The organism is Aminobacter sp. J44 (assembly GCF_007829415.1).
GTDB lineage: Bacteria > Pseudomonadota > Alphaproteobacteria > Rhizobiales > Rhizobiaceae > Aerobium.
The window spans coordinates 48,918-70,741 of sequence record NZ_VLJG01000067.1 but is presented as its reverse complement, the minus strand read 5'-3'; the positions used below and the strand labels follow the sequence as shown (position 1 = coordinate 70,741).

General features: G+C 62.7%; 15 protein-coding genes. 6 read left to right on the top strand and 9 right to left on the bottom strand.

Features of this window, described 5'->3' with window-relative positions; all coding sequences use genetic code 11:
• Positions 1 to 66 precede the first annotated feature (66 nt).
• The 3 genes from L610_RS18045 to ilvC all read left to right on the top strand — a co-directional run bounded on the left by L610_RS18045 (position 67) and on the right by ilvC (position 3,773).
• Entirely contained in the window at positions 67 to 1,977 is a 1,911-nt protein-coding gene (locus tag L610_RS18045) for a potassium transporter Kup (RefSeq protein ID WP_144706768.1), read from the top strand.
• Positions 1,978 to 2,073: 96 nt separating this feature from the next.
• Positions 2,074 to 2,727, top strand: a complete 654-nt coding sequence (locus L610_RS18040) for a TetR/AcrR family transcriptional regulator C-terminal domain-containing protein (protein WP_024847718.1) — start codon at positions 2,074 to 2,076, stop codon at positions 2,725 to 2,727.
• A 26-nt stretch (positions 2,728 to 2,753) separates the two neighbouring features.
• Positions 2,754 to 3,773, top strand: coding sequence for a ketol-acid reductoisomerase (ilvC, locus tag L610_RS18035; RefSeq protein ID WP_024847717.1), 1,020 nt, complete (start codon positions 2,754 to 2,756; stop codon positions 3,771 to 3,773).
• A 62-nt stretch (positions 3,774 to 3,835) separates the two neighbouring features.
• On the opposite strand, the gene L610_RS18030 is transcribed toward ilvC, so the two are convergent.
• Entirely contained in the window at positions 3,836 to 4,276 is a 441-nt protein-coding gene (locus tag L610_RS18030; protein WP_024847716.1) for a BA14K family protein, read from the bottom strand.
• Positions 4,277 to 4,427: 151 nt separating this feature from the next.
• On the opposite strand from L610_RS18030, the gene L610_RS18025 reads away from it, so the two are divergent.
• Both L610_RS18025 and L610_RS18020 read left to right on the top strand, forming a co-directional pair.
• Entirely contained in the window at positions 4,428 to 5,543 is a 1,116-nt protein-coding gene (locus tag L610_RS18025; protein ID WP_024847715.1) for an endonuclease/exonuclease/phosphatase family protein, read from the top strand.
• The gene (locus L610_RS18020) at positions 5,540 to 6,277 is read left to right on the top strand and encodes an NUDIX hydrolase (protein ID WP_144706766.1); all 738 of its coding nucleotides are present in this window, start codon (positions 5,540 to 5,542) and stop codon (positions 6,275 to 6,277) included. Before L610_RS18025 ends, L610_RS18020 begins: the two co-directional genes overlap by 4 nt.
• Here L610_RS18020 and L610_RS18015 read toward each other — a convergent pair.
• Genes L610_RS18015 through L610_RS18005 form a run of 3 tightly spaced genes read right to left on the bottom strand, consistent with a single transcriptional unit; the run spans position 6,263 to position 9,607 of the window.
• Positions 6,263 to 7,471, bottom strand: coding sequence for an ABC transporter permease (locus tag L610_RS18015; RefSeq protein ID WP_024847713.1), 1,209 nt, complete (start codon positions 7,469 to 7,471; stop codon positions 6,263 to 6,265). The two genes, L610_RS18020 and L610_RS18015, sit on opposite strands and share 15 nt — an antisense overlap.
• On the bottom strand, positions 7,471 to 8,184 hold the full coding sequence (locus L610_RS18010; RefSeq protein ID WP_144706764.1) for an ABC transporter ATP-binding protein: 714 nt from the start codon (positions 8,182 to 8,184) through the stop codon (positions 7,471 to 7,473). Before L610_RS18010 ends, L610_RS18015 begins: the two co-directional genes overlap by 1 nt.
• 4 nt (positions 8,185 to 8,188) lie before the next feature.
• Positions 8,189 to 9,607 carry an efflux RND transporter periplasmic adaptor subunit gene (locus L610_RS18005; protein ID WP_024847711.1) on the bottom strand — a complete coding sequence of 473 codons (1,419 nt, stop codon included), beginning with the start codon at positions 9,605 to 9,607 and terminating at the stop codon, positions 8,189 to 8,191.
• 327 nt (positions 9,608 to 9,934) lie between these two features.
• Between L610_RS18005 and L610_RS18000 the strand changes: the two genes are divergently transcribed.
• The gene (locus L610_RS18000) at positions 9,935 to 10,963 is read left to right on the top strand and encodes a PAS domain S-box protein (protein WP_144706762.1); all 1,029 of its coding nucleotides are present in this window, start codon (positions 9,935 to 9,937) and stop codon (positions 10,961 to 10,963) included.
• Between the two features lie 375 nt (positions 10,964 to 11,338).
• Here the strand turns inward: L610_RS18000 and L610_RS17995 are convergent, their stop codons facing one another.
• Genes L610_RS17995 through L610_RS17975 form a run of 5 tightly spaced genes read right to left on the bottom strand, consistent with a single transcriptional unit; the run spans position 11,339 to position 21,819 of the window.
• Positions 11,339 to 12,703, bottom strand: coding sequence for an HlyD family type I secretion periplasmic adaptor subunit (locus L610_RS17995; protein ID WP_024847709.1), 1,365 nt, complete (start codon positions 12,701 to 12,703; stop codon positions 11,339 to 11,341).
• Positions 12,700 to 14,832 (bottom strand): peptidase domain-containing ABC transporter, encoded by a 2,133-nt coding sequence (locus L610_RS17990; protein ID WP_034329660.1) that lies wholly within the window; start codon positions 14,830 to 14,832, stop codon positions 12,700 to 12,702. The genes L610_RS17995 and L610_RS17990 overlap by 4 nt, the downstream gene beginning before the upstream one ends.
• 6 nt (positions 14,833 to 14,838) lie before the next feature.
• Positions 14,839 to 15,135 (bottom strand): hypothetical protein, encoded by a 297-nt coding sequence (locus L610_RS17985; protein ID WP_024847708.1) that lies wholly within the window; start codon positions 15,133 to 15,135, stop codon positions 14,839 to 14,841.
• Entirely contained in the window at positions 15,132 to 16,370 is a 1,239-nt protein-coding gene (locus tag L610_RS17980; protein ID WP_024847707.1) for a GTP-binding protein, read from the bottom strand. Before L610_RS17980 ends, L610_RS17985 begins: the two co-directional genes overlap by 4 nt.
• 7 nt (positions 16,371 to 16,377) lie before the next feature.
• Positions 16,378 to 21,819, bottom strand: coding sequence for a DUF4082 domain-containing protein (locus L610_RS17975; RefSeq protein ID WP_144706760.1), 5,442 nt, complete (start codon positions 21,817 to 21,819; stop codon positions 16,378 to 16,380).
• Positions 21,820 to 21,824: the final 5 nt, after the last annotated feature.

Below are 21,824 nucleotides of genomic sequence, written 5' to 3'. Positions count from 1 at the left end.
AGGCCATTGCCAGTGACGCAAGGGAGCGTGTATTAGCGCCGTCCATTTGGCGCAGGAGAGCGGCGCATGGACGAAAAGCGGCACGACGCGGCTGAAACACCACCGGAGCAGGAGTGCGAACCGCCGGCTTCCAGCACAGCTGCGCTAACGCTGGGCGCACTCGGCGTGGTCTACGGCGATATCGGTACCAGCCCGATCTACGCCTTCCGGGAGGCCGTCCGCGCCGCAGCCGGCGATGGTCCGAACACCGACTACGACATCCTCGGCATCCTGTCGCTGATCCTGTGGTCGCTGATCCTGATCGTGGCCGTGAAGTACATGCTCATCGTTCTGCGTGCCGACAACCGCGGCGAGGGCGGTGTTCTCTCCCTGATGGCCTTGGCCCGCCATGATGCGGGCCGCTTCACCGGGCTGATCGTCATGCTCGGCATGGCTGGTGCCGCCCTGTTCTATGGCGACGCCGTGGTGTCTCCGGCAATCTCGGTGCTGTCGGCGGTCGAGGGCCTGGAGGTCGTCACTCCGGCGCTCAGTAACTGGATCGTGCCGATCGCCGTCGCGATCCTGATAGGCCTCTTCTTCGTCCAGAAGTACGGCACCGGGCGGGTGGCGATAGTCTTCGGCCCAATCACTGCGGTCTGGTTCGTGGTTCTGGCGGTGATCGGCCTGTATCACGTCATCCTCAACCCCTACGTCCTCATCGCGATCAATCCGTACTACGCCTTCTACTTCCTGTTTCAACATTCCGGGGTCGCGATGGCCGTCTTCGGAGCGATCTTTCTCGCAATCACCGGTGCCGAAACGCTTTACGCTGACCTCGGCCATTTCGGCCGCCGGCCGATCATGCTGGCCTGGTTCATCCTGGTCTTCCCGGCGCTGCTACTGAACTATTTTGGGCAGGGCGCCTACGTCCTTCACAACCACGACTCCCGCCAGCCTCTGTTCGAGATGCTGCCCGAGTGGGGGGCGCTGCCGTTCGTGCTCCTCGCCATGCTTGCGACCGTGATCGCGGGGCAGGCGGCCATTACCGGCGCCTTCTCGCTGACCCGCCAGGCGATTCAGCTGAGCCTCCTGCCGCGTCTCGATGTCCAGCACACGTCCGCCGAGCAGTCCGGCCAGATCTATGTGCCGCAGATCAACATGTTCCTGCTGATCGGCGTCGTCATCCTGGCCCTCGCGTTCCGCTCCTCAAGCGCCCTTACGGCCGCCTACGGCATTGCGCTGTCCGGTGCGATGGTTGTGACCGGCCTGCTGCTGTTCTTCGTGATCTGGAAGGTTTGGCATAAGCCGCTCTGGCTCGCTATTTGCGGCATGCTTCCCTTCCTGTTCATCGAGCTGTCATTCTTCGGCTCGAACCTGCTCAAGGTGAAGGATGGCGGTTGGGCAACTATCGCTATCGCCACCGCCGCGTTTGTCATCATCTACACTTGGCGCCAAGGCAGCCGGTACCTGTTCGAGAAGACACGCAAGAGCGAAGTGCCGCTCACCGTGCTGACGACGAGCCTTGCCAAGAAGGAGATGTATCTCGTTGACGGCACCGCGGTGTTCCTGACCGGCGATCCGGAGAGCGCGCCGACGGCGCTGCTGCACAGCCTCAAGCACTACAAGGTGCTTCACAAGAGCAACATCATCCTTTCGCTGGTGACCGAGGACCGCCCGCGCGTACCTGAGTCGGAGCGCGCCGAAATCGAGGAGATCAACGAACTCTTCTCCAAGGTGATCCTGAAGTTCGGCTTCATGGAGCAGCCGAATGTGCCGAAGGCGCTGGCGCAGCTGCGCAAGAAGGGGCTGAAGTTCGACATCATGACCACGTCGTTCTTCCTGTCGCGCCGCACGCTGAAGGCGTCCGCTGCCTCCGGAATGCCGATCTGGCAGGACAGGCTCTTCATACTGATGGCACGAAATGCGTCGGAAGCGACCGCCTACTTCCAGATCCCGACGGGTCGGGTGGTCGAAATCGGCACCCAAGTCATCATCTGACCGTTCGTCAGAAGGTTTTTCTCAACGCGCTCTTGCGCGGATGATGAATGTGCGCGATAAGCCGAACCGTAACGTACGGTACGGCGACCCCGCAGGATGAACACCGCAGCTCGCATAGAGGCAGGAGAGGACGTGACCACCCGTCAGGGTGAGGTCCTTGATGCCGTGCTTGACCTGCTGGTGGAGGGCAGCGCGCTGACCATGAACGCGGTTGCCCGGCGCGCCAGCTGCTCGAAGGAGACGCTCTACAAGTGGTTCGGCGACCGCGACGGCCTCCTGCGCGCCACCGTGCAGTGGCAGGCATCGCGCGTGCGCGCCGGCAACTACGAGCGCCAGAAGCTGGACACCGCGGCGCTGCGCGAGAGCCTCGAGCAGTTCGCCGCCAACTGGCTCGCCGTCATTTCGTCCCGCACTTCGATTGCGCTCAATCGCGTCGCCATTGCCGACGCCGGCTCCGGGAAGAGCAATCTCGGTGCCATCGTGCTGGAGAACGGCCGCTTCGCCATCGGCGAGCGCCTGAAGCCGCTGCTGGAAGATGCGCGTGAGGCGGGGCTGCTCCGGTTTAACGACGCCGAAGAGGCGTTTCGCACCTTTTTCGGCCTGGCAGGTCGCGACGTGCAGATCCGCCTCCTGCTTGGCGACACAACGCTGAATCTCAGCAAACAGGATATCGAGCGCGATGCCGCCGAGGCGACGCGTCAGTTCTTCGCTCTTTATGGAGCAAGTCAGCTGCCGGCGGAAGCCGGTTAGGATCAACGGAAGGGAAGGACCCCAAAATGCGCGTTTACTATGATCGCGACGCCGATCTCAATCTGATCAAGGGCAAGAAGGTTGCCATCGTTGGCTACGGCTCGCAGGGCCGCGCTCACACGCTCAACCTGAAGGACTCGGGTGCGCAGGAACTCGTCGTCGCGCTGCGTCCGGGCTCCCCGACCGTGAAGAAGGCCGAGGCCGACGGCCTGCGAGTGATGTCGGTTGCCGAGGCTGCTGCCTGGGCCGACCTCATCATGATGGCTGCACCGGACGAGCTGCAGGCTGACATCTACAAGAACGAGATCGCTGCGAACATCCGTGACGGCGCTGCGATCGCCTTCGCGCACGGCCTGAACGTCCACTTCGGCCTGATCGAGCCGAAGTCGACCATCGACGTCGTCATGATCGCGCCGAAGGGCCCGGGCCACACCGTGCGCGGCGAGTACCAGAAGGGCGGCGGCGTGCCGTGCCTGGTCGCTGTCCACCAGGACGCTTCGGGCAACGCCCTTGACCTCGCTTTGTCGTACGCCTGCGGCGTCGGCGGCGGCCGTTCGGGCATCATCGAGACCACCTTCAAGGAAGAGTGCGAGACCGACCTGTTCGGCGAGCAGGTCGTTCTCTGCGGCGGTCTGGTCGAGCTGATCCGCGCCGGCTTCGAGACGCTGGTTGAGGCTGGCTATGCTCCGGAGATGGCCTACTTCGAGTGCCTGCACGAAGTGAAGCTGATCGTCGACCTCATCTACGAGGGCGGCATCGCCAACATGAACTACTCGATCTCGAACACCGCTGAGTGGGGCGAGTACGTCACTGGCCCGCGCATCATCACCGCCGAGACCAAGGCCGAGATGAAGCGCGTCCTGAACGACATCCAGACCGGCAAGTTCACCTCGGAATGGATGCAGGAGTGGAAGTCGGGTGCAGCCCGCTTCAAGGGTATCCGCCGCATGAACGACGCTCACCAGATCGAGGAAGTCGGCGAGAAGCTGCGCGGCATGATGCCGTGGATCGCCAAGAACAAGCTGGTCGACAAGGCCCGCAACTAATCAGCCGCGAGGCTGAAATGATGAGGCCGGCGGAGCGATCCGCCGGCCTTTATTTTTTGCCCTCAGCTGTAGGGCGAGATGCACGCCCGGCGCGGGCCGTTGTAGGGCTGGAATGTGTTCGTGTAAGCGTCGTAGGACCGGTAGCGGTTGTAGCACCAGTTCACGTGCGCCTGCGACAGGCCGTAGTGGCGGCGCGGCAGCGTGCGATAGACGCGCGGGGCCGTTCCGAACTCGAAGTAGAAGCCCGAGCGCGGACCAAAGAACCGCGGCGGCCGGTGACGATCCCAGCGGTCCCACCTTCTGTCGTGACGATCCCAGTGGCGCCGGTGCCAGCGGCGATCGCCCCAGCGGTTTTCGACCAGCTGAACGTCGCTGGCCGTGCTGACTGAGGGTTGCGCAAAGCTCATTCCGGCCGGCCCCGCAGCCGACGCAGTGGAGGTCTGCGACACCACGCCCACTGCGAGCGAAGCCAGAACGGCGAGGGCTGACAATGTGCTTTTCATGACGTGCTCCTTCGTCCAGTACCTTGCCTCAGACCGAAGCCCCCATGTCTGATGGTCCCATTCTGCGAAACTGCGCATGAATGTGGGATGAACGTGACAATGCATGCGGCGGCGCTTGCGTTTTGGCGGCCATGTTGGTCACATGCCGCGCATGTCCCTTCGCCTCGCCACCTTCAACGTCGAGAACCTGATGAACAGGTTCGACTTCTCCGGCTTCCGCAACGCGCTCAACCAGGATCGGGTGCTGTCGCTGTACCAGATCAAGGACGAGGCGGAGTACAGGCAATACGAGGCTGCCCGCACGATCGCGCACACGGACGATGCCCGGCAACTCAGTGCACTCGCAATTGCCGCGACGCGCGCGGACATCCTCTGCCTGCAGGAGGTCGACAACATGGAGGCGCTACGTGCCTTCGAATATGGATACCTGTTCAAGATGGTCGGGCAAGGCTACCGCGACAAGTACACGACGCCCGGCAATGATGGCCGCGGCATCGACGTTGCCGTCATGGTGCGCGCGGAGACCTCGCACGGCCAGCCGATCGAGTTCGTGCGCATGCAGAGCCACGCGCATCTGACTTACGACGATCTCGATCTCTACGACGACGATCTTGCCCAGCTCGGCGAGAAGCCGCACGAGCGCATCTTTCGCCGCGACTGCCTTGAGCTCGACCTAAAGGTCGGCGGCAAGCCGATCACGATCTACAGCGTTCACTTCAAGTCGATGGGCGGCCCGCCGCGCAACGGCAAGGACAGCCGCATGTCGACCATGCCGATCCGCATGGCGGAAGCTGCGGCCGTGCGAAAGATCATCGAGAACCGGTTCGGGCGCGAGCATGCGCCGGACAAGCGCTGGGCGATCTGTGGCGACCTCAACGACTACCGCGAAAGGGTCCTCGTCGAGGGCGACATCTTTTCGAACTTCGACTTCAGGCCGGTGCAGGAGGGTATTTCCTGCGTCGATGTCCTGACTGCGGGAGATTTCTGCGAGAACGTGGTGGAGCGGCGGCCGGAACTCGACCGCTGGACGCTCTACCACACGCGCGGACCTGCCGAGCGGCATCTGTGCCAGCTCGACTACATCCTGCTGTCGAAGTCCTGGGCGCAGTCCAATTCCATGGCTGTCCCGGAAATCGTCCGAAACGGCCAGCCGATGCGCACGCCGTTCCCGCCCGGGCAGGAGGTCCCGCATTTTCCCCGGGTCGGCTGGGATCGGCCAAAGGCGTCGGATCACTGCCCCGTCGTGGTGGAGATCGCGATCATATGAGCTTCGACCTTCCTGCGGACGCGATCATCCCGCTCCGAGACCTGAGGATCGCGCTTGACGAAGGTCCGCACCCGTTCGAGCTGCAAAACCTTCCGACGATCGAGGAATTCTGGGCAAAGACCGCCGCAGCCAATCCGGCGTTGTTCGACGGTAGGGTCGCGCTGTTGGCGCGCCTGTCATTGCGCGACGGCTTGCTCGATGGGCGCTGCCATCTTGTCCGCTATGCGACCTTCCTCTACTGGCGCTCGCTGCGGCCGATCCCGCATGCCGGCCACGCGTATGCCAGCGCGATGCTGGTCAGCTCCGACAACGCGCTTATTGCCGCGCGCATGGGGCTGAAAACCGCGAATCCGGGCAGGGTCTACTTCGCATCCGGCACCTTCGATACCTCCGATTTCCGCGATGGTTATGTGGACCCGCTCGCAAACATGCATCGCGAGGTGAAGGAGGAGACTGGGCTGGAGCTTGACGGCACGCCGCGCGAACCCCGCTACCATCTCCTGTCGAAGGTGAGTGGCACCGTCCTGTTTCGGCGCTATTTCCTCGATCGCACCGCAGAGGAAATCGAGGAAGCGATCCGCGCCCATGTGGCGGCGGAAGACGAGCCAGAGATAGAGGGGCCGGTCGTGATCCGCTCGGCCGACGACGTGCCAACCAACATGGCCGACCACATGCACGAGCTTGTCCGCTGGCACTTTGCGACGCCAGCGGATGTCTCGTCACTCGTGACGTAGAGCTTCGATCGGGTCGAGCCGGGCACCGCGCAGCGCCGGGAAGAAGCCAAACACCATGCCGATCAGGGCAGAGAATCCGACGGCGAGAAGCATCACCGACACGCTCGGCACGAACGGGATCGACAGCGCCAGGGAGGCGACGCCTGCGAGGCTCAGGCCGATGATGATCCCGATCAGGCCGCCGAGCAGCGATAGCACCGTCGCCTCCACCAGAAACTGGACGAGGATGTGCCTTTCGTGAGCGCCGATGGCAAGGCGGATGCCGATCTCGCGGGTACGCTCGGTCACCGACACCAGCATGATGTTCATGATGCCGATGCCGCCGACCAGGAGAGACACGCCGGCGAGCGCGCCCAGCATGCCGGTCATGACCTGGGTTGTGCTGGTCATCGCGTCGGCGATCTGGGTCATGTCGCGGACGTCGAAATTGTCTTCTTGGTCGGGGCCGATGCGGCGCGAATCCCGCAGGATATTCTGCACGTTGGCCACTGCCTGCGTGGTCGAGGCACCGTCCTTTACGGCGATGTAGATCTGGCCGATGTCGCGGTTGCCGGCAATGCGGCGCTGGAACGTCGTCAGCGGCATCATCACCACGGCGTCCTGGTCTTGGCCGAAGCCGGACGTGCCCTTCGCTTCGAGAATGCCGATGATGCGGCAGCTCATGCGGCCGACGCGGATCGCGGCGTCCGTCGGGTCGCCGTCGCCAAAGAAACGGCTGCGGACCGTCTGGCCGATGACGCAAACATTGGCACCCCCGCGCAATTCCGATTCAGTAAATTCGCGTCCCGACACGATCGACCAGTTGCGGGCAACGAAAAACTCGTTGTCGGTACCGGTGACCTGTAGGGACATGTTGTCGGAGCCGTAGACGACGCGCACCGTACGCTGGGCGGCCGCCGAGATCGCATCGACGTTCTCGAGTTCGGCAACCAGCGCCTGGACGTCGATGTTGCTCAGCGGGCGTGGAGTGAAGTTGGTGTCGCCGCCGCGCTGGGGGCGCATCGCCTGGACCGTCAGCAGGTTGCTGCCGAGCTTGGAAATGTCCTGCTTCACCTTCTCGGTCGTGCCCGAGCCGATGGTCAGCATCGCGATCACCGCTGCGACGCCGATGACGATGCCGAGCAGCGTCAGGAATGAGCGCAGAGCGTTGCGTCGCACGGAGCGCAGGGCGAGCTTGATCGTCTCCCAGAGCATCACGCAGCCTCCCGGTTAAGCTCGTCGGCAGCGATTTTGCCATCGACGAAGGTAATGACGCGGCTGGCATAGGCTGCGATGTCAGCCTCATGGGTGACGAGGACGATCGTCAGGCCCTGTTCCTTGTTGAGGCGGGTCATCAGATTCATGATTTCGTGGCTGCGCGCCGTGTCGAGGTTGCCGGTGGGCTCGTCAGCGACGAGCAGGGTGGGGCGGGCCACGATCGCGCGGGCGATCGCGACACGCTGCTGCTGGCCGCCGGACAGTTCCGCCGGCGTGTGGTGCTCTCGGCCCTTCAACCCGACTTCGGCCAGCGCCTGCATTGCCAGCGCCCGGCGCTCGCGCCCCGGCACGCCGCGATAGATCAGCGGCAGCTCGACGTTTTCGACCGCGGTGGTGCGCGGCAGTAGGTTGTAGCCCTGGAAGACGAAGCCGATGTAGCGGTTGCGCAGCGTCGCGCGGCGCGTCCGGTCAAGCCGGCCGGCATCCGCGCCGAGGAAGCGGTAGGTGCCATCGGTTGGCGTGTCGAGGCAGCCGATGATGTTCATCGACGTCGACTTGCCCGAGCCGGAGGGGCCCATGATCGCCACGAACTCGCCGCGAGTGATGGTGACGTTCACGCCCGCCAGCGCGTTCACCCGCGCCTCGCCCGTGCCGTAGGTCTTCCACACGCTCTCGAAGCGCAGGAGAGGCGGTTCGCTGTGCACGTTCATCTGCTTATTCTCCGGGAGGCGGAGGGGGCGGCGCGTCGGACCGTGCGTTGTTGCTGGGCCCGGCAGTCTCACCGGGGCCGCTGCCCGGGCCACGGCCCTCGCCGTTGCCCCGTCCGGCTCGCTGTGGGCCCGCACCGGTGCCGATGATGACGCGGTCACCTTCCTCGAGACCGGACAGGATTTCTGTCTTTTCGCCGTCGGTCGCGCCGGTAACGACACGCACCTGTTCGGGCTTGCCATCTCGCAGGACGTAGAGAGGGCGACCCTCGCCAACGCTGCCGCGCGTGCCCTGCCCACGCTGCTGGCGCATCGGCGGGCGCGGCATGAAAAGCTGCTGGATCGACCAGCTGCTCTGGCTCGCGGTCTCCTGCGGCGGGCTGAACCGGAATGCAGCCGACGGAATGAGGAGGACGCCGTCGTCCTCGCGGGTGACGATCTCAACCGTTGCCGTCATGCCGGGGCGCAGCAGCAGTTCGCGATTGTCGACATCGAGGCGTGCCTGATAGGTCACCACGCCGTCGGTAACGGTCGAGGCATAGGAGACGTCGCGGATCGTCGCGTTGAACGTGCGGTCAGGAAAGGCATCGACGGTGAAGCGCGCGTTCTGGCCCGCCTGAACGGCGCCAATGTCAGCCTCGTCGACGGCAGCCTTGAGCTCCATCCTCTCGAGGTTCTCGGCAATCACGAATAGCACCGGCGCCTGCATGGATGAGGCGACCGTCTGGCCGGGGTTGACCGAGCGGCTCAGCACCGTGCCGTCGATCGGTGCGTAGATGGTGCTCTTGGCAAGGTCAGCCTGCTGCAGCTTGAGATCGGCTTCAGCGACAGCAAGCGAGGCTTCCGCGCTGGCCACCGCGCTGACGGCGCGGTCGTAGGCGGCCTCCGCCGTCTCGACCGACTGGTCCGTCGCGTTGCCGCGGGCCTTGAGCTGGCGCGTGCGGGCGAGCGTCTGTTCGGTTTCGCGCACGGTTACCTGCGCATCCATGAGCTTTGCCCTGGCGGCGGCGACGTTGGCTTCCGCGCGTTCGATCTGTGCCAGGATACGCACCGTGTCGAGCTCCGCCAGCACGTCGCCCTTGGCGACGCGCTGGTTCTCCTCGACGGCGACAGCGCGCACGATGCCCGAAAGCTCGCTCGATACCTCGACCTGCGTCAGCGGCTCCAACGTACCGGTGGCCGACACCTCGACCGTAATCGGCCCGCGCTGTGCCTCGACGGTGCGATAGAAGACCGTTTGCTGCTGCTGGGATCCGCCGAGCTGCCACCAGGCAAGTCCGCCGACCGCTGCAAGCACGACGGCTGCACCCCGCCAACGCCTGAACCGGAAGCGAGGCTTGCCCTTGTCGTTGAGATCAAGAACCTGCTCTATCGATTCTGCACCGGTCTCCCGCGCACTTTCCGCGCGCTCGACGATCTGGTCCATGCGTTCGTCCAGTCCTGAAAAAGAATCCCTTCGGCGCACAAATCGTGAAACGGGGAGGGGATTTCAAATTAAAGTTTGGCCATGTTTTGCGGGCGAAAGTGCTCGGGCACCGTAATCCGTTGCGATTCGTTAAAAAAGTTGCCGTTGCGTAAACGCAACTTCATCTTCTTCTAAAACATTGTTACGCGCCTCTGCCCTCTTAGGGCGGGTGGCGTCTCGGGCAACAGGTCCCGCTGCTTTTGGGCAGCGGGACCACCAAAAAATCCTTCTCCTGTCATCGGAACCTTGAGGCTGCCCGGGAGTTGGTGCGCGTCCCATGGAACACAGATGAGCAGCAAGATCTATCAGCGGCCCGAAAGCGACGGCATCTCCGATGCCCGGCTCGCCGCTATCGTTGATTCATCCTTCGACGCGATCATCAGCAAGGACCTCAACAGCATCATCGTTAGTTGGAATGCGGCGGCCGAAACGCTGTTCGGCTACAGCGCTGAAGAAGCAATCGGCAAGTCGATCCTGATGCTGATTCCGGAAAGCCGGCGCGGCGAAGAAACCTCGATCATCAACCGCATCAAGGCGGGTGTGCGGGTAGACACCTTCGAGACCGTGCGGGTACGCAAAGACGGTTCGTACGTCCCTGTATCGCTCACCGTTTCTCCCATTCGCAACAGCCAGGGCCAGATCGTTGGTGCCTCCAAGATCGCCCGAGACATATCGCAGGCCAAGGACGCCGAGCGGCAGATCCGCCTTTTGCTGCGCGAGGTGAACCACCGGGTGAAGAACCAGTATGCGGTGATCCTGTCGATCATCCGCGAGACGGGAAAGCGCTCGAAGAGCATTGGTGACTATGAGGCGCGCCTGCGCGAGCGCATCATGTCGCTGTCGAATGCCCATGACCTGCTGGTTCTGGGCGACTGGGTAGGGGCCGAGCTGGCGCAACTCGCCGCCGACCAGCTGCGCGCGTTTCCGAACGAGAACCGCATCTTTATCAACGGCCCGATCGTCACGGTCTCGCCCAATGCCGTTCAGCATCTCGCAATGGCGTTTCATGAGCTTGCGACCAACTCGGCCAAGCATGGCGTGCTGGCGTCAGGAGCCGGAAGCATCGTCATCCAGTGGGCGATAGCGCTGCGTCCGAACGAGGAAGCAGAGTTTCGCCTGGAATGGATCGAGACTTTCTCCGAGCCCTTCCTCGAAGGCATCATCGAGGGCGCGCAAGGACAGGGATTCGGAACCGTAATCCTCAAGCGGGTAACGCCCCAGGCGCTGGGCGGATCGGCAACTTACGAGTCCGGTGCTTCGCGCGTGGCCTGGACCCTGACCGCCCCGGCCAAGAACGTCATCAACCCGAGATCATAGATCTCGTCGTGCTTCCGCTGAGCGCAAATAAAAAGCGCCCCTTCGCCAGGGAAGGGGCGCCAGATTAGTTTGCTATCGTCCTACGACAGGAAACCGAGCAGCCACAGCACGATGATTACGGGAATCGGGATGCCGATCAACCAGAGTAGTCCGCCACGAAGCATGTTGTTCTCGCTCTAATACTGTTGTTGCAGAACAATGCACGGATGAGGCAGAAGTTCCCTTTTCGGCCTCCGGCCATCTTCGTTGCGACGCATAGGGTGGAAGCGGCCCCTGACGAACCTCCTGGGATCACAAGCGTGTGAGAAGCCAACCGCGGGGGGCTTTTGGAAGGTGCAGGCGGCTGCCATGGGAGCCGCCTGCACTCCTTTGAAGTCAGGGCTCGCGAATACTCTCGTCGAGACCCTTGATCAGCGGATAGAGGAAATAGCTGATCACACTGCGCTGCCCGACCTTGATTTCGGTAGTGACGGTCATACCCGGCAGCAGAACCGGCGCGTCGCCGCCCGGGCTCTTCAGCAGCGAGGAGTCGACTTCCACATGCGCGCGGAACTGGTGGGGGGCACTTTCGGCCGGCTGAGCCCCCGGCTTGGCGAAGGTGCCGTGGCTGACCGTGCGCACACTGCCATGGGCCGCACCATACTTTTGGAACGGGAAGGCATCGAACTTGATCCGGGCGAGGCTTCCTTTGTCGACGCGGGCGATGTCGCGGGGATGAATGTAGACCTCCGCCTCAAGCGGCACATCGAGCGGCACCAGCGTCATCAGCGGTTCCGCATCCTTGACCACTGACCCTATCGACCGGTCCGCCGTCTGCAGCACTACCGCGTCGGCTGGGGAGCTCAGCGCAACCATATTGTGCCGCAGCTCCATTTTCTTCAATTCCTCGCGGACGCCTTCGCGCTCGCTGCGCAATTCGCTGAGCTGTTCCATTGTCGCACGGCGGTAGTCCTCGATGAACACCTGCCGGTCGGCCTGCAGCTTGGCCAGCGTCCGCGATGCCACCATTGCAGCGCCCGTCACACGTGACAGGTTTGCGTCCACATCAAGCCGCGCGTCGCGCGAGCCGAGAAGGTTGAGGAGCGAGCCCGTCTCGCGCTCGTAGAGCGCCTTGCGCGCGTCCTCGATGCGGCCGAGATTGTCCCGGCGAGCAACGAGAACTGCTTCCTCATTCCTGCTGCTTTCGAGCGCCGCCTGCTGGGTCGCGATCTGCTCGTCGAAATTGCGCATCTGCGCGTCGTAGAAGGCGCGGCGCTGGCGAAAAAGCTCGACTTCATGCTGCGCCTCCGTGCTGTTTTCCGCAATCCCCGCGTAGTCCGTGCCGCTTAGTTCCGCCTCGAGCCGCGCGATCTGTGCGTTGAGCGTAGCGTGCCGAGCGCGCTTCTGGTTGAAGTCGGCTTCGCTGAAGGTGGGGTCGAGCGTCGCCAGCGTCTGGCCTTTGCGCACGAGATCTCCGGGCTTCACGTCGAGCGAGCGAATGATCGAGGTCTCGAGCGGCTGGATGATGATCGTCGGCTGCGTGGTGACCAGCTCGCCTTGCGCGGTGACAATCTCGTCCATCTGCGACAGCGAGGCCCAGGTGACCGCGCTGATGATAAGCAGAGTGAGGCCGTAAAGCGTGACCCGCGACACCACCGGCGGTGGCCTGCGTTCGATCTCGATCGAGTCGCTCTGAAACTCGGTGGCGACCGGAATTTCCCGTTGTTCCTTACCAGCATTGGGCTCGACCTGATGGCTCATGCGACGATCCTCATCTGCTGGTTCCACAGGTGCCGGTAGGGCACGCAGTTGGTGACGAGATGCTCGTGCTTGCCGATCTCGGCGATGCGGCCGCGGTCAATCACCATGATCGCGTCGGCGTCGACCAGCGTGGAGAGCCGGTGCGAGACGATGATCAGTGTTCGGCCTTCCGCGATCTGGCGCAGGTTCTCGCGGACGATCGCCTCGCTGTCCGGGTCGAGCGCGCTGGTCGCCTCGTCGAGAATGAGGATCTTAGGATTGGTGATCAGCGCGCGGGCGATCGAGATGCGCTGGCGCTGCCCGCCGGAAAGATTCGTGGCGCCTTCCTCCAGCACCGTATCCAGCCCGCGGGGCAGACGCGAGATGAACTCCTCCGCGCCGGCCATCCTCGCGGCCGCAATAATCTCATCGACCGTCGCATCGGGCTTCGTCGCGGAAATGTTTTCGGCGATGGTGCCGCGAAACAGGAAACTCTCCTGCAGGACGACGCCGACACTGCGGCGCAGGTGCACGAGGTCGATTTCGCGAAGGTCGAAGCCGTCGATTCGAACGATGCCTTCCTGCACCGGATAAAGGCCCTGGATGATGCGGGTGAGGGTGGTCTTGCCTGAGCCGCTTCGGCCGACAATGCCGACGATCGAGCCCTCCGGGATGGTAAAGGAGACGCCGTCGAGCGCTGGTGCGCCGTCCGGCCCGTAGCGGAACGTCACGCCCTCGAACTCGATCTGGCCCTTGAGTTGCGGCTGGACCCCGCGCTGCTGTTCGGCGCGTTCGGGACGCTGGTTCATGATCTCGCCAAGCATCCGCACTGACAGCGCCACCTCCTGATATTCGTGAACCATGGTGACGATCTGCACCAGCGGCCCGGAGACGCGGCCGGCAAGCATGTTGAACGCCACCAGCGCGCCGATGGTCATGGCCCCGGAGAACACGTCGAGAGCGCCCAGCGCGACGATCGCCACGGTCATCAGCTTCTCGAGGAGGCCGGTGAGCGCCTGGGCGACGGTCGAAATCTTGTCCACGCGGAAGCGAACCGACGTCAGTTGCGCCGAGCGGTCATCCCACGCCTTGCGCTGGCGCGGCTCCATCGCAAGCGACTTGACCGTCTGCATTCCATGAATCGTCTCCACCAGCAGTGCCTGCCGCTGGCCTTCGGCCTCGTAAAGCGTCTTCAGTCTCCGCTGGAACGGCCCAACGAGCGACAACACGACGAGGCCGACGAGCAGTGTAAACCCCAACACCACGAGAGTGAGCTTGACGCTGTAGAGCAAAAGCACCGGAATGAAGACGAGCAGCGACAGGCCGTCGAGGAAGGTGATGAACAGCCGGCCGGTGAGGAACTCGCGGATGCGGCTCGTCTGCTGCATGTGCTTGACGAGGACGCCTGCAGGGCCTTGCTCGAAGAGGCCGATCGGCAGGCGCAGCAGGTGGCCGAATGTCCGGCTCGCCACGCGCACGTCGATCTTGTTCGTTGCGTAAAGCAGAAGGTACCGGCGCAGGAAGGTGAAGATCGCATCGAAGATCAGGGCAACGACGATGCCGATCGTCAGCACCAGCAGCGTCGAATAGGCCTCGTGCACCAGCACCTTGTCAATGACGAGCTGGAAGAAGATCGGGCTGATCAGCCCAAGCCCGTAGAGAATGAGCGCTGCAATGGCGACATCGCGGAACAGGCTGCGCTGGCGGATGAGTTCCGGCAGGAACCAGCGGAAGCCGAACGGCTGTTCCTCGTCGGTCAGCCGGAACTTCCGCTTCATGAAGATGACGATGCCGGTCCAGGCGGGAGAGAACTGTCTTTCGGTGAGGAGAAGCGCCTCTGGCTTGTGGGCGAGGGGATCCAGCACGCGTACCACTGGGCCGTCAGGCGTACCCTGCATGCCGGCAATGATGACCCAGTTGCCGTTCTCCAGCTTGGCGAGAACGGGATAGGCCTGCCCGAGGCGCTGCAGTTCTTGCCAGCTGAGGGTGGAATGTTTCGCGCGAAAGCCCGCATCCTGGGCGATGCGCAGGAGACGGGGGACGGAGACCGGCTCGTCCCCGATCGCGTAGTCATGCATCAGCCTCTCGGGTGACAGATCGACGCCGTGGTGTCGGGCAACCAGGGCAAGGCACTGAAGGCTGGTGTGCATGATGACCTAGTTGAAGTTGGGCGACAGGTTGTTCGTCTTGGCGTCACGGTTCGCGGACTGCGCTGCTTCCGGCGAAACACGCCTAACCGCTCCGGCATCGACCAGACCGTTGAGCGCCTTCTGCATCAGGTCGACGGCGTTAGCGAAGGCGTCGACAGGCATGATGACGCGCTGGCGGAATACGGGCTTCGGCTGGCCCTTCTCGTCCTTCTCGGTGGCGGACAGGCTCATGAAGTCGATGCGCACGATCGTGCCGGTGACGGTGATCTCGCTAATGCCGTCGGCGTAGAGTTCGTTACTCATGATGTTGCTCCTGAGAGTTGGCGCACGTCGCGCGGGGTGAAGAGGAAATTCGGTGGAATTGCTCGCGGCAGCAGCGACGCTGCGGGGAAGTCTTCGGCCAGGCAGTCATCCAGCGCGGCACGAATGGCTGCCTCGTCCATGGTCGTGCCAATGAAGACGAGTTCCTGGCGGCGGTCGCCCCATGGCATCTGCCAGTGGCGCTTCATGATCTCGCCGAAGGCGGCGTGACGAGGCCACAACTGCCGCGGGACCGAGGCCCACCACCGCCCTTTTGCCTCCAGCCGGCGCTGTGCGCCGGCGAACGACAGGGCCATTGTTTCGTCGGGGCTGTCCGCGACCCAGAGGTGGCCCTTGGCACGCAGGACGCCGGAAAAATCATTCTCGACCAGCGCCTGCAGTCGGCTCCTGTCGAACGGGCGCCGCTCAGCGTAGACGAAGCTCCTGACCCCATATTCCTCCGTTTCGGGGACATGGTCGGCAAAGCCGAACAGTTCCTTGTGCCACAGCGGATGGCGCGAGGATTGCGCCTCGCTGTAGAGGTTTACGTTGAGGATCTTTGACGCATCGATCCGTCCATAGCTGGTTTCATAAACCACCGCATCTGCATTGAGCGCGGCGACGACGCTGCGGATCTCACGACGCGTCTCCTCGGAAACGCAGTCGATCTTGTTGATGAGGATGATGTCGGCGAACTCGATCTGGTCGACGAGAAGGTCGACGATCGTGCGGTAGTCGCTGTCGTCGCGAACCTCGCCGCGGTCCACGAGGAACTGCGTGCTAGAATAGTCCGCCAGCAGGTTAGCCGCATCGACAACCGTAACAATCGCATCGACACGAGCGAAGTCTGAGAGGGAAACGCCGTTTTCGTCGCGAAACGAGAAGGTCGCCGCGATCGGCAGCGGCTCGGCAATTCCGGTCGCCTCGATCAACAGCATGTCGAACCGGTTTTCGCTTGCGAGCCGCGTGACCTCGCTCAAAAGGTCGCCGCGGAGCGTGCAGCAGATGCAGCCGTTTGAGAGCTCGACCAGCGTCTCGTCAGTGTGTGACAGCTCCGCGCCGCCGTCCCGCACCAGGTCGGCGTCGATGTTCACTTCGCTCATGTCGTTGACGATCACGGCAACCCGGCGACCCTCCCGATTGTTGAGTATGTGGTTCAGGAGGGTCGTCTTTCCGGATCCAAGAAATCCGGTCAGGATCGTCACAGGCAGGCGGGAATCATCGGCAATGTGCGTCATGATCTTGCTACGCTGCCAGCTGCGGCCGGAAGGTGACGTCCACATAGTAGTTCGTGTTGTTGTACGAGGACGTCGGGAACAACCCGGCCGCTCCGTAGGCGAACACCCCGTTGCCTCCGCTCAGTGCGGACGACAGCGCTGTGAGGTTGCCGCTGGAGTGCTCGTTCTGGAAATAACCAGCGGTTGCCGAGTAGTTCCCGTTGGTGTGGTACGAGACGACATAGGTGGTGCCGGCATCGATCTCCACTTCCTCGGTGAGCGCCATGGTCTGCCAGCCGCTGGCGGACTCGCCGCTGAATGTGACGCTCGAGAGCAACTGCCCTGTAGCGGTCCACAGATAGCCGGTATGCGTCCCGGTGTTCTGCGGTCCTTTGTAGAAGCTGATGCCGGTGATCCAGCCATCGACATCGGCGGTAAACTTCATGCCGAGGTTGACGGAGTCAGGATCGTTGACCGAGACGGTCGCCGGGACGTCTGCGTCCGAGAACAGCCGCTGCTCCAGGTTCGGGGCCCGAACCGACAGCGAGACGGTGGCGCTGTCGAAACCGCCGTTATTGTCAGCGATCGTGTAGGTGAAGCTCGCGTCGCCGCTGTAACCGGCCGTCGGTGTGAACGTGATCGTGTTCGTCAGGTTGTCGAAGGCGACGATGCCGTTTTCTGCCTGGCTGACGCCGGTGATAACCAGCGGGTCGGCGTCTGCATCGCTGTCATTCGCCAGCAATTCTGCAGCCGAGATGACGAGGGACTGCCCCTGGTTTGTCTCGAAGCCGCCGTCGTTTACAGCGACCGGTGCCGAGTTTCCGGTGTTGGGTTCGAAGATAACGTCGACCCAGTAGTTGGTCGCGCCGCTCGCCGACGGGAACACCGTGGAGTTGCCATAGGCATAGACGCCGGCATTGGTGGGGGCCGTCAGTACACCGCTGGTATGCGACGTCGTGAAGTAATTCGGCGATGCAGCATAGAAGCCGTTCGAGTGATAGCTCGCCACGTAGGACGTGCCGGCCACAACGGTAATCGGTTGCGAGAAGGTGACTGTCTGCCAGCCGCTGGCGGACTCGTTGCTGAAGATAGCGGTGGCCAGCAACTCGCCCGTGGCCGTCCAGAGCGTACCGGTGTGGGTGCCGGTGTCCTGCGCGCTCTTGTAGTACCGGATGCCCGTGATGGTTCCGGCCGCGCCAACGGTGAATCGGACGCCAAGCTCGACGGAACCGGGATCGTTGTCCGCTGGTATGGTGGGCGATACGTCGTCCGAGAACAGTTTGACCGTCGTATCAGGTGGCACCACGGACAAGCTGACCGTCGCCGATGAGCTGCCGCCCCGACCGTCCTCGATTGTGTAGGTAAAACTTGCCTCGCCGACATAGTCCGCATTTGGCGTAAAGGTGATCGTGTTGGTCTGGCTGTCGAAGGTGACGGTGCCGTTCTGCGCCTGGCCGACGCCGGTGATAACCAGCGGATCCGCGTCTAGATCGCTGTCGTTTGCCAGCAACGCGGCAGCCGTAAGAATGAGCGGGGAGCCGACGTTAGCCACGAAGCCTTCGTCGTTCACGGCGACGGGTGCCAGGTTCTCCGTGTTGGGCTCGAAGATGACGTCGACCCAATAGTTGGCTGCATTGTACGACTGCGTCGGGAACACGCTGGAGTTGCCGTAGGCATAGACGCCAGCGTTCGCGGGGGCCGTCAGCACGCCGTTGGTATGCGATGTCGTGAAGTAGTTGGGTGACGCTGAGTAGAAGCCGTTCGAGTGGTAGCTCGCCACATAGGTCGTACCGGCTGCAACCGTGATCGGCTGCGAGAAGGTGACTGTCTGCCAGCCGCTGGAGGATTCGTTGCTGAAGGTTGCTGTCGCAAGCAACTGGCCGGTTGCGCTCCACACAGAACCCGTATGCGTACCCGTGTCCTGTGCGCTCTTGTAGTACCGGATACCCCTGATGGTTCCTGCCGTAGTCGCGGTGAAGCGGACCCCGAGCTCTACAGATAGCGGATCGTTGACCGCCAGCATTGTCGGCGCCACCTCGGTCGGGAACAATTTTACGGTCGTGTCGGGGGGCGCCACGACCATGTTGACCGTAGCTGTCGAACTCCCGCCCTGACCGTCCTCGACGGTGTAAGTAAAACTTGCCTCGCCAACAAAGTTGGCATTGGGCGTGAAGGTGATGGTCCCGGCGACGGGGTCGTAGTCTATCGTCCCGTTGGTTGCTTCCGAGACATGAGTGATCGTGAGCGGATCCGCGTCGATATCGATGTCATTGGCAAGAAGAGTACTTACCGGAATGACGAGCGCATTATTGCGCACCACGTCGATGTTGTTGTCATTCTGGGCTACCGGCGCTGTGTTGACCGTGTTCTGATGGAAGACGACATCGACCCAGTAATTGGTTGCCTGGTACGAAGAGGTAGGAAACGCCGTACTGGACGAATAGGTGTAAACACCGTTGCCGCCAACCGTCGAAGCCTCGACAGCCGTGAGCGGGCCGTTACTGTGCGCCTGTTCGAAGTAGCCAGGTGTCGCCATGTACGTACCATTCGAATGGTAGGAGGCGACGTAGGTTTGCCCGGCAGCGATCGTGATCGGTGTTGAGAAAGTCGCTTCCTGCCACCCGCTTCCGGACTCGTTGGTGAACGTGACGGTTCCGAGCAGGTCGCCGGATGCCGTCCACAGAGGAGCCGTATGAGTTCCGGTTTCGCCAGTCGCCTTGTAGAAGCGCATCGCGGAGATGGTGCCGCTCTTCGAGGCGGTGAACTTCATGCCAAGTTCAAGCCCCTCACCGTCAGCTGACGGCGCGCTCGTCGGCGCGGCCCCTTCATCAAAAATGGAGATGCCGGCCATAGCTTCGTCGACAGTCAGCGAAACGGTTGCCGTGGAGGTTCCGCCGCGCCCGTCGGTGACGACATAGGTGAAACTTGCTGGTCCGAAATACCCATCATCAGGCCGGAAGGTGACTGTACCGGCCTGGAAATTGAGAGTTACGGTCCCGTTCTGGGCCCCGCCGACTGAAAGTATCGAGAGAAGATCACCGTCGGCGTCGTTGTCATTGGCGGTCAGTGCGGCAAAGGATAGCGTCAGCTTGCCGTTGCGGTACACCATGAAGCCGGTGTCGTCCTCCGCAACCGGTTGCGTGTTCGGTCCCGCGTCGAAGACCACGTCGACCCAGTAGTTCGAGTTCTGAAAGCTCTCCGTTGGAAACACGCCCGGCGTCGTGGTGTAGGTGAAGACACCGGCACCTGGCTGCACCGTGATCGGGCCACGTGTAATCGGGCTGGTGAAGTACTGTGTGTCTAGCGAGTAGTAGCCCTTGGTGAAGTAGGATGCGGTGTAGGTCTTGCCGGCCTGGATCTGAACCGGATTGTCAAAGAGCACGGTCTGCCATCCGGAGAGCGACTCGTCCGCCTTGGTCGAGGTGGCCGTGGCGATCAGGTTGCCCTGATCGTCCCACAGGTTCACGACGTGAGTGCCGATATTGTAGAAGCCCTTGTAGAAGCGGATTCCCTCGATCTCGCCGCCGATTGACGTCTGGAAGCGTACACCGACCTCGATGCCGTCGCGGTCCAGAGCCGTCTCCTCGGCGGGCTTATTGGCGAATGTCCAGATGCTGGAGGTGTCCGGCAGCGAAACCGTGACGTTCGCGCTGGAAGTCGGTGTCTCGAGGTTCAGGCTATCGTCCACCGCGCGCGACATGATGGTGTAAGTGCCGGTCGCTTGCGCGGTCCAGGTGTAGGTCCAGTTTTCGTAGCCCTGCGCCTTCCACCAGGACTGACCGCCGTCGGTCGAAACCTCGATGCCGGCGACGACACCACCGCCGAGATCGTAGGCGATGCCCGTGACGGTGACGCGCTGCCCCTCGACAAAGTGTGCGCCGACAGACGGCGATGTGATTTGGGAGACCGGCGCCAGGAAGTCGGTCGACTTCGTGGCAACCACCAGGCTCGCCATGAGGGTTTCGGGCTGGATCCCCATGTCCGCGAACATGTTGACCATGGCCTGCTGGACGTTGGGATCTGTCGGTGTCGGTGCGCCTGCATGGTTCTCATCCAGGCCCCAGGACCAGAACACGGTGCCCGCGCCGAACACGAGCGCCCCGCTCGGCGCGCGGTACATGGTCAGGCTGTGGGTGGCTTCTTCCGTGCCAATGGTCGTTCCGTAGTCGCGCAGATAGGTGTCGACCACCAGCGTGGTCGACGACATGTTGATCAGGCCGGCCGGACGGTAGCCATTCTCGACGTCGGAATCCCACTCGTAGCCAAGCAGGTTTGGAACGAGCGAATAGGTCTCGCCAGGCTGCAGCTCGGCAACCTCGGTGTTGCGCCAGAAGCGCAGCCTCGACATGTCGTAGGGAATGGTCATCGTGTCGAGCCGGTACGAGTCGACAGTGAACATTGTGCCCGTCAGGGAGTTCTCAGGCTCCTGTCCAGGATCCGCGAATCGCGGATCGCGCCACGTGCCGGTGTGGATGTCGCTCGGATCAATGCTAACGCCTGCCCAGGTCTCCTTGTAGGCGACCATCGTTCGGTAGGGAGTCCCGTTGCCGTCGACGCTGTCTTCCCACCGGATCTTCCAGTAGACCTCGTTGCCGCTCCAGAACGCGAGGTTGACGCCGGAATCGCGCGCCGCCTCAACGTTGGCCCGCTGTTCGGCCGACCAGTATTCGTCGTGCCCGACGGACAGGAACGCCTGATGGTTGAGAAGCTGGGCGCCGTTGCGCGTGGAATCGACGCCAGAGATGTAGGAGACGTCGTAGCCATTCTGCTCGAGCCATCGGATCGCTGAATGCTCGACACCGAAGATGAAGTCGTGCGTGCCGCCGGCGGGGCTGGTGTTGGTGATGAAGGGACGATTGTAGCTGACCTTGTAGGCGCGGCCGATAGCAGTGAGACCACAGCTGCAGTTCGGCGGCATCCAGGCGATCATGTCAGCAGGATCAATGGGAACATTGCCTGTGTAGAGGCTCCCGCCGCCCCATGCGTTGTAAGCTTGCCAGGTGGTATCGGAGGTCTGGAAGACGATGTCGCTGGTCGAGCCGTCTTCGCGGACGATGAATGGGATGTGGCTCGAGCCCTCTACGCCATCCTCCCGCACAAGCTTGGCGATATAAACGCCCGAGACCGAGTCTTCTGGTATCTGCCAGGTGGCGGAGACTTCCCAGTTGCCGCAGTCGATCAGTCCGGTTGTATAATCGACGATCGGGTGCGGCTGGATCTGCGCTTGGGTGAGCTCCTGGCTGATCGTGGCGACCTTTCGGGCGCCGTCCCCATTGTAGTAGCCGAGGCGGTAGATCTCGATCCGATACTTGGTCGCGTCGGTGGCAATCTTGAACTCGACGGTCTCGCCGACGTTGCTGCTGATCTGCGTCGCAAAGCCCTGGATACTGGGATCGCCGTCGCCGTCGATTCCCCATTCCTCGATAGGGTTGCCCTGCTTCTGGTTTTCCAGAACGATCTTGTTGGTCATGTGCC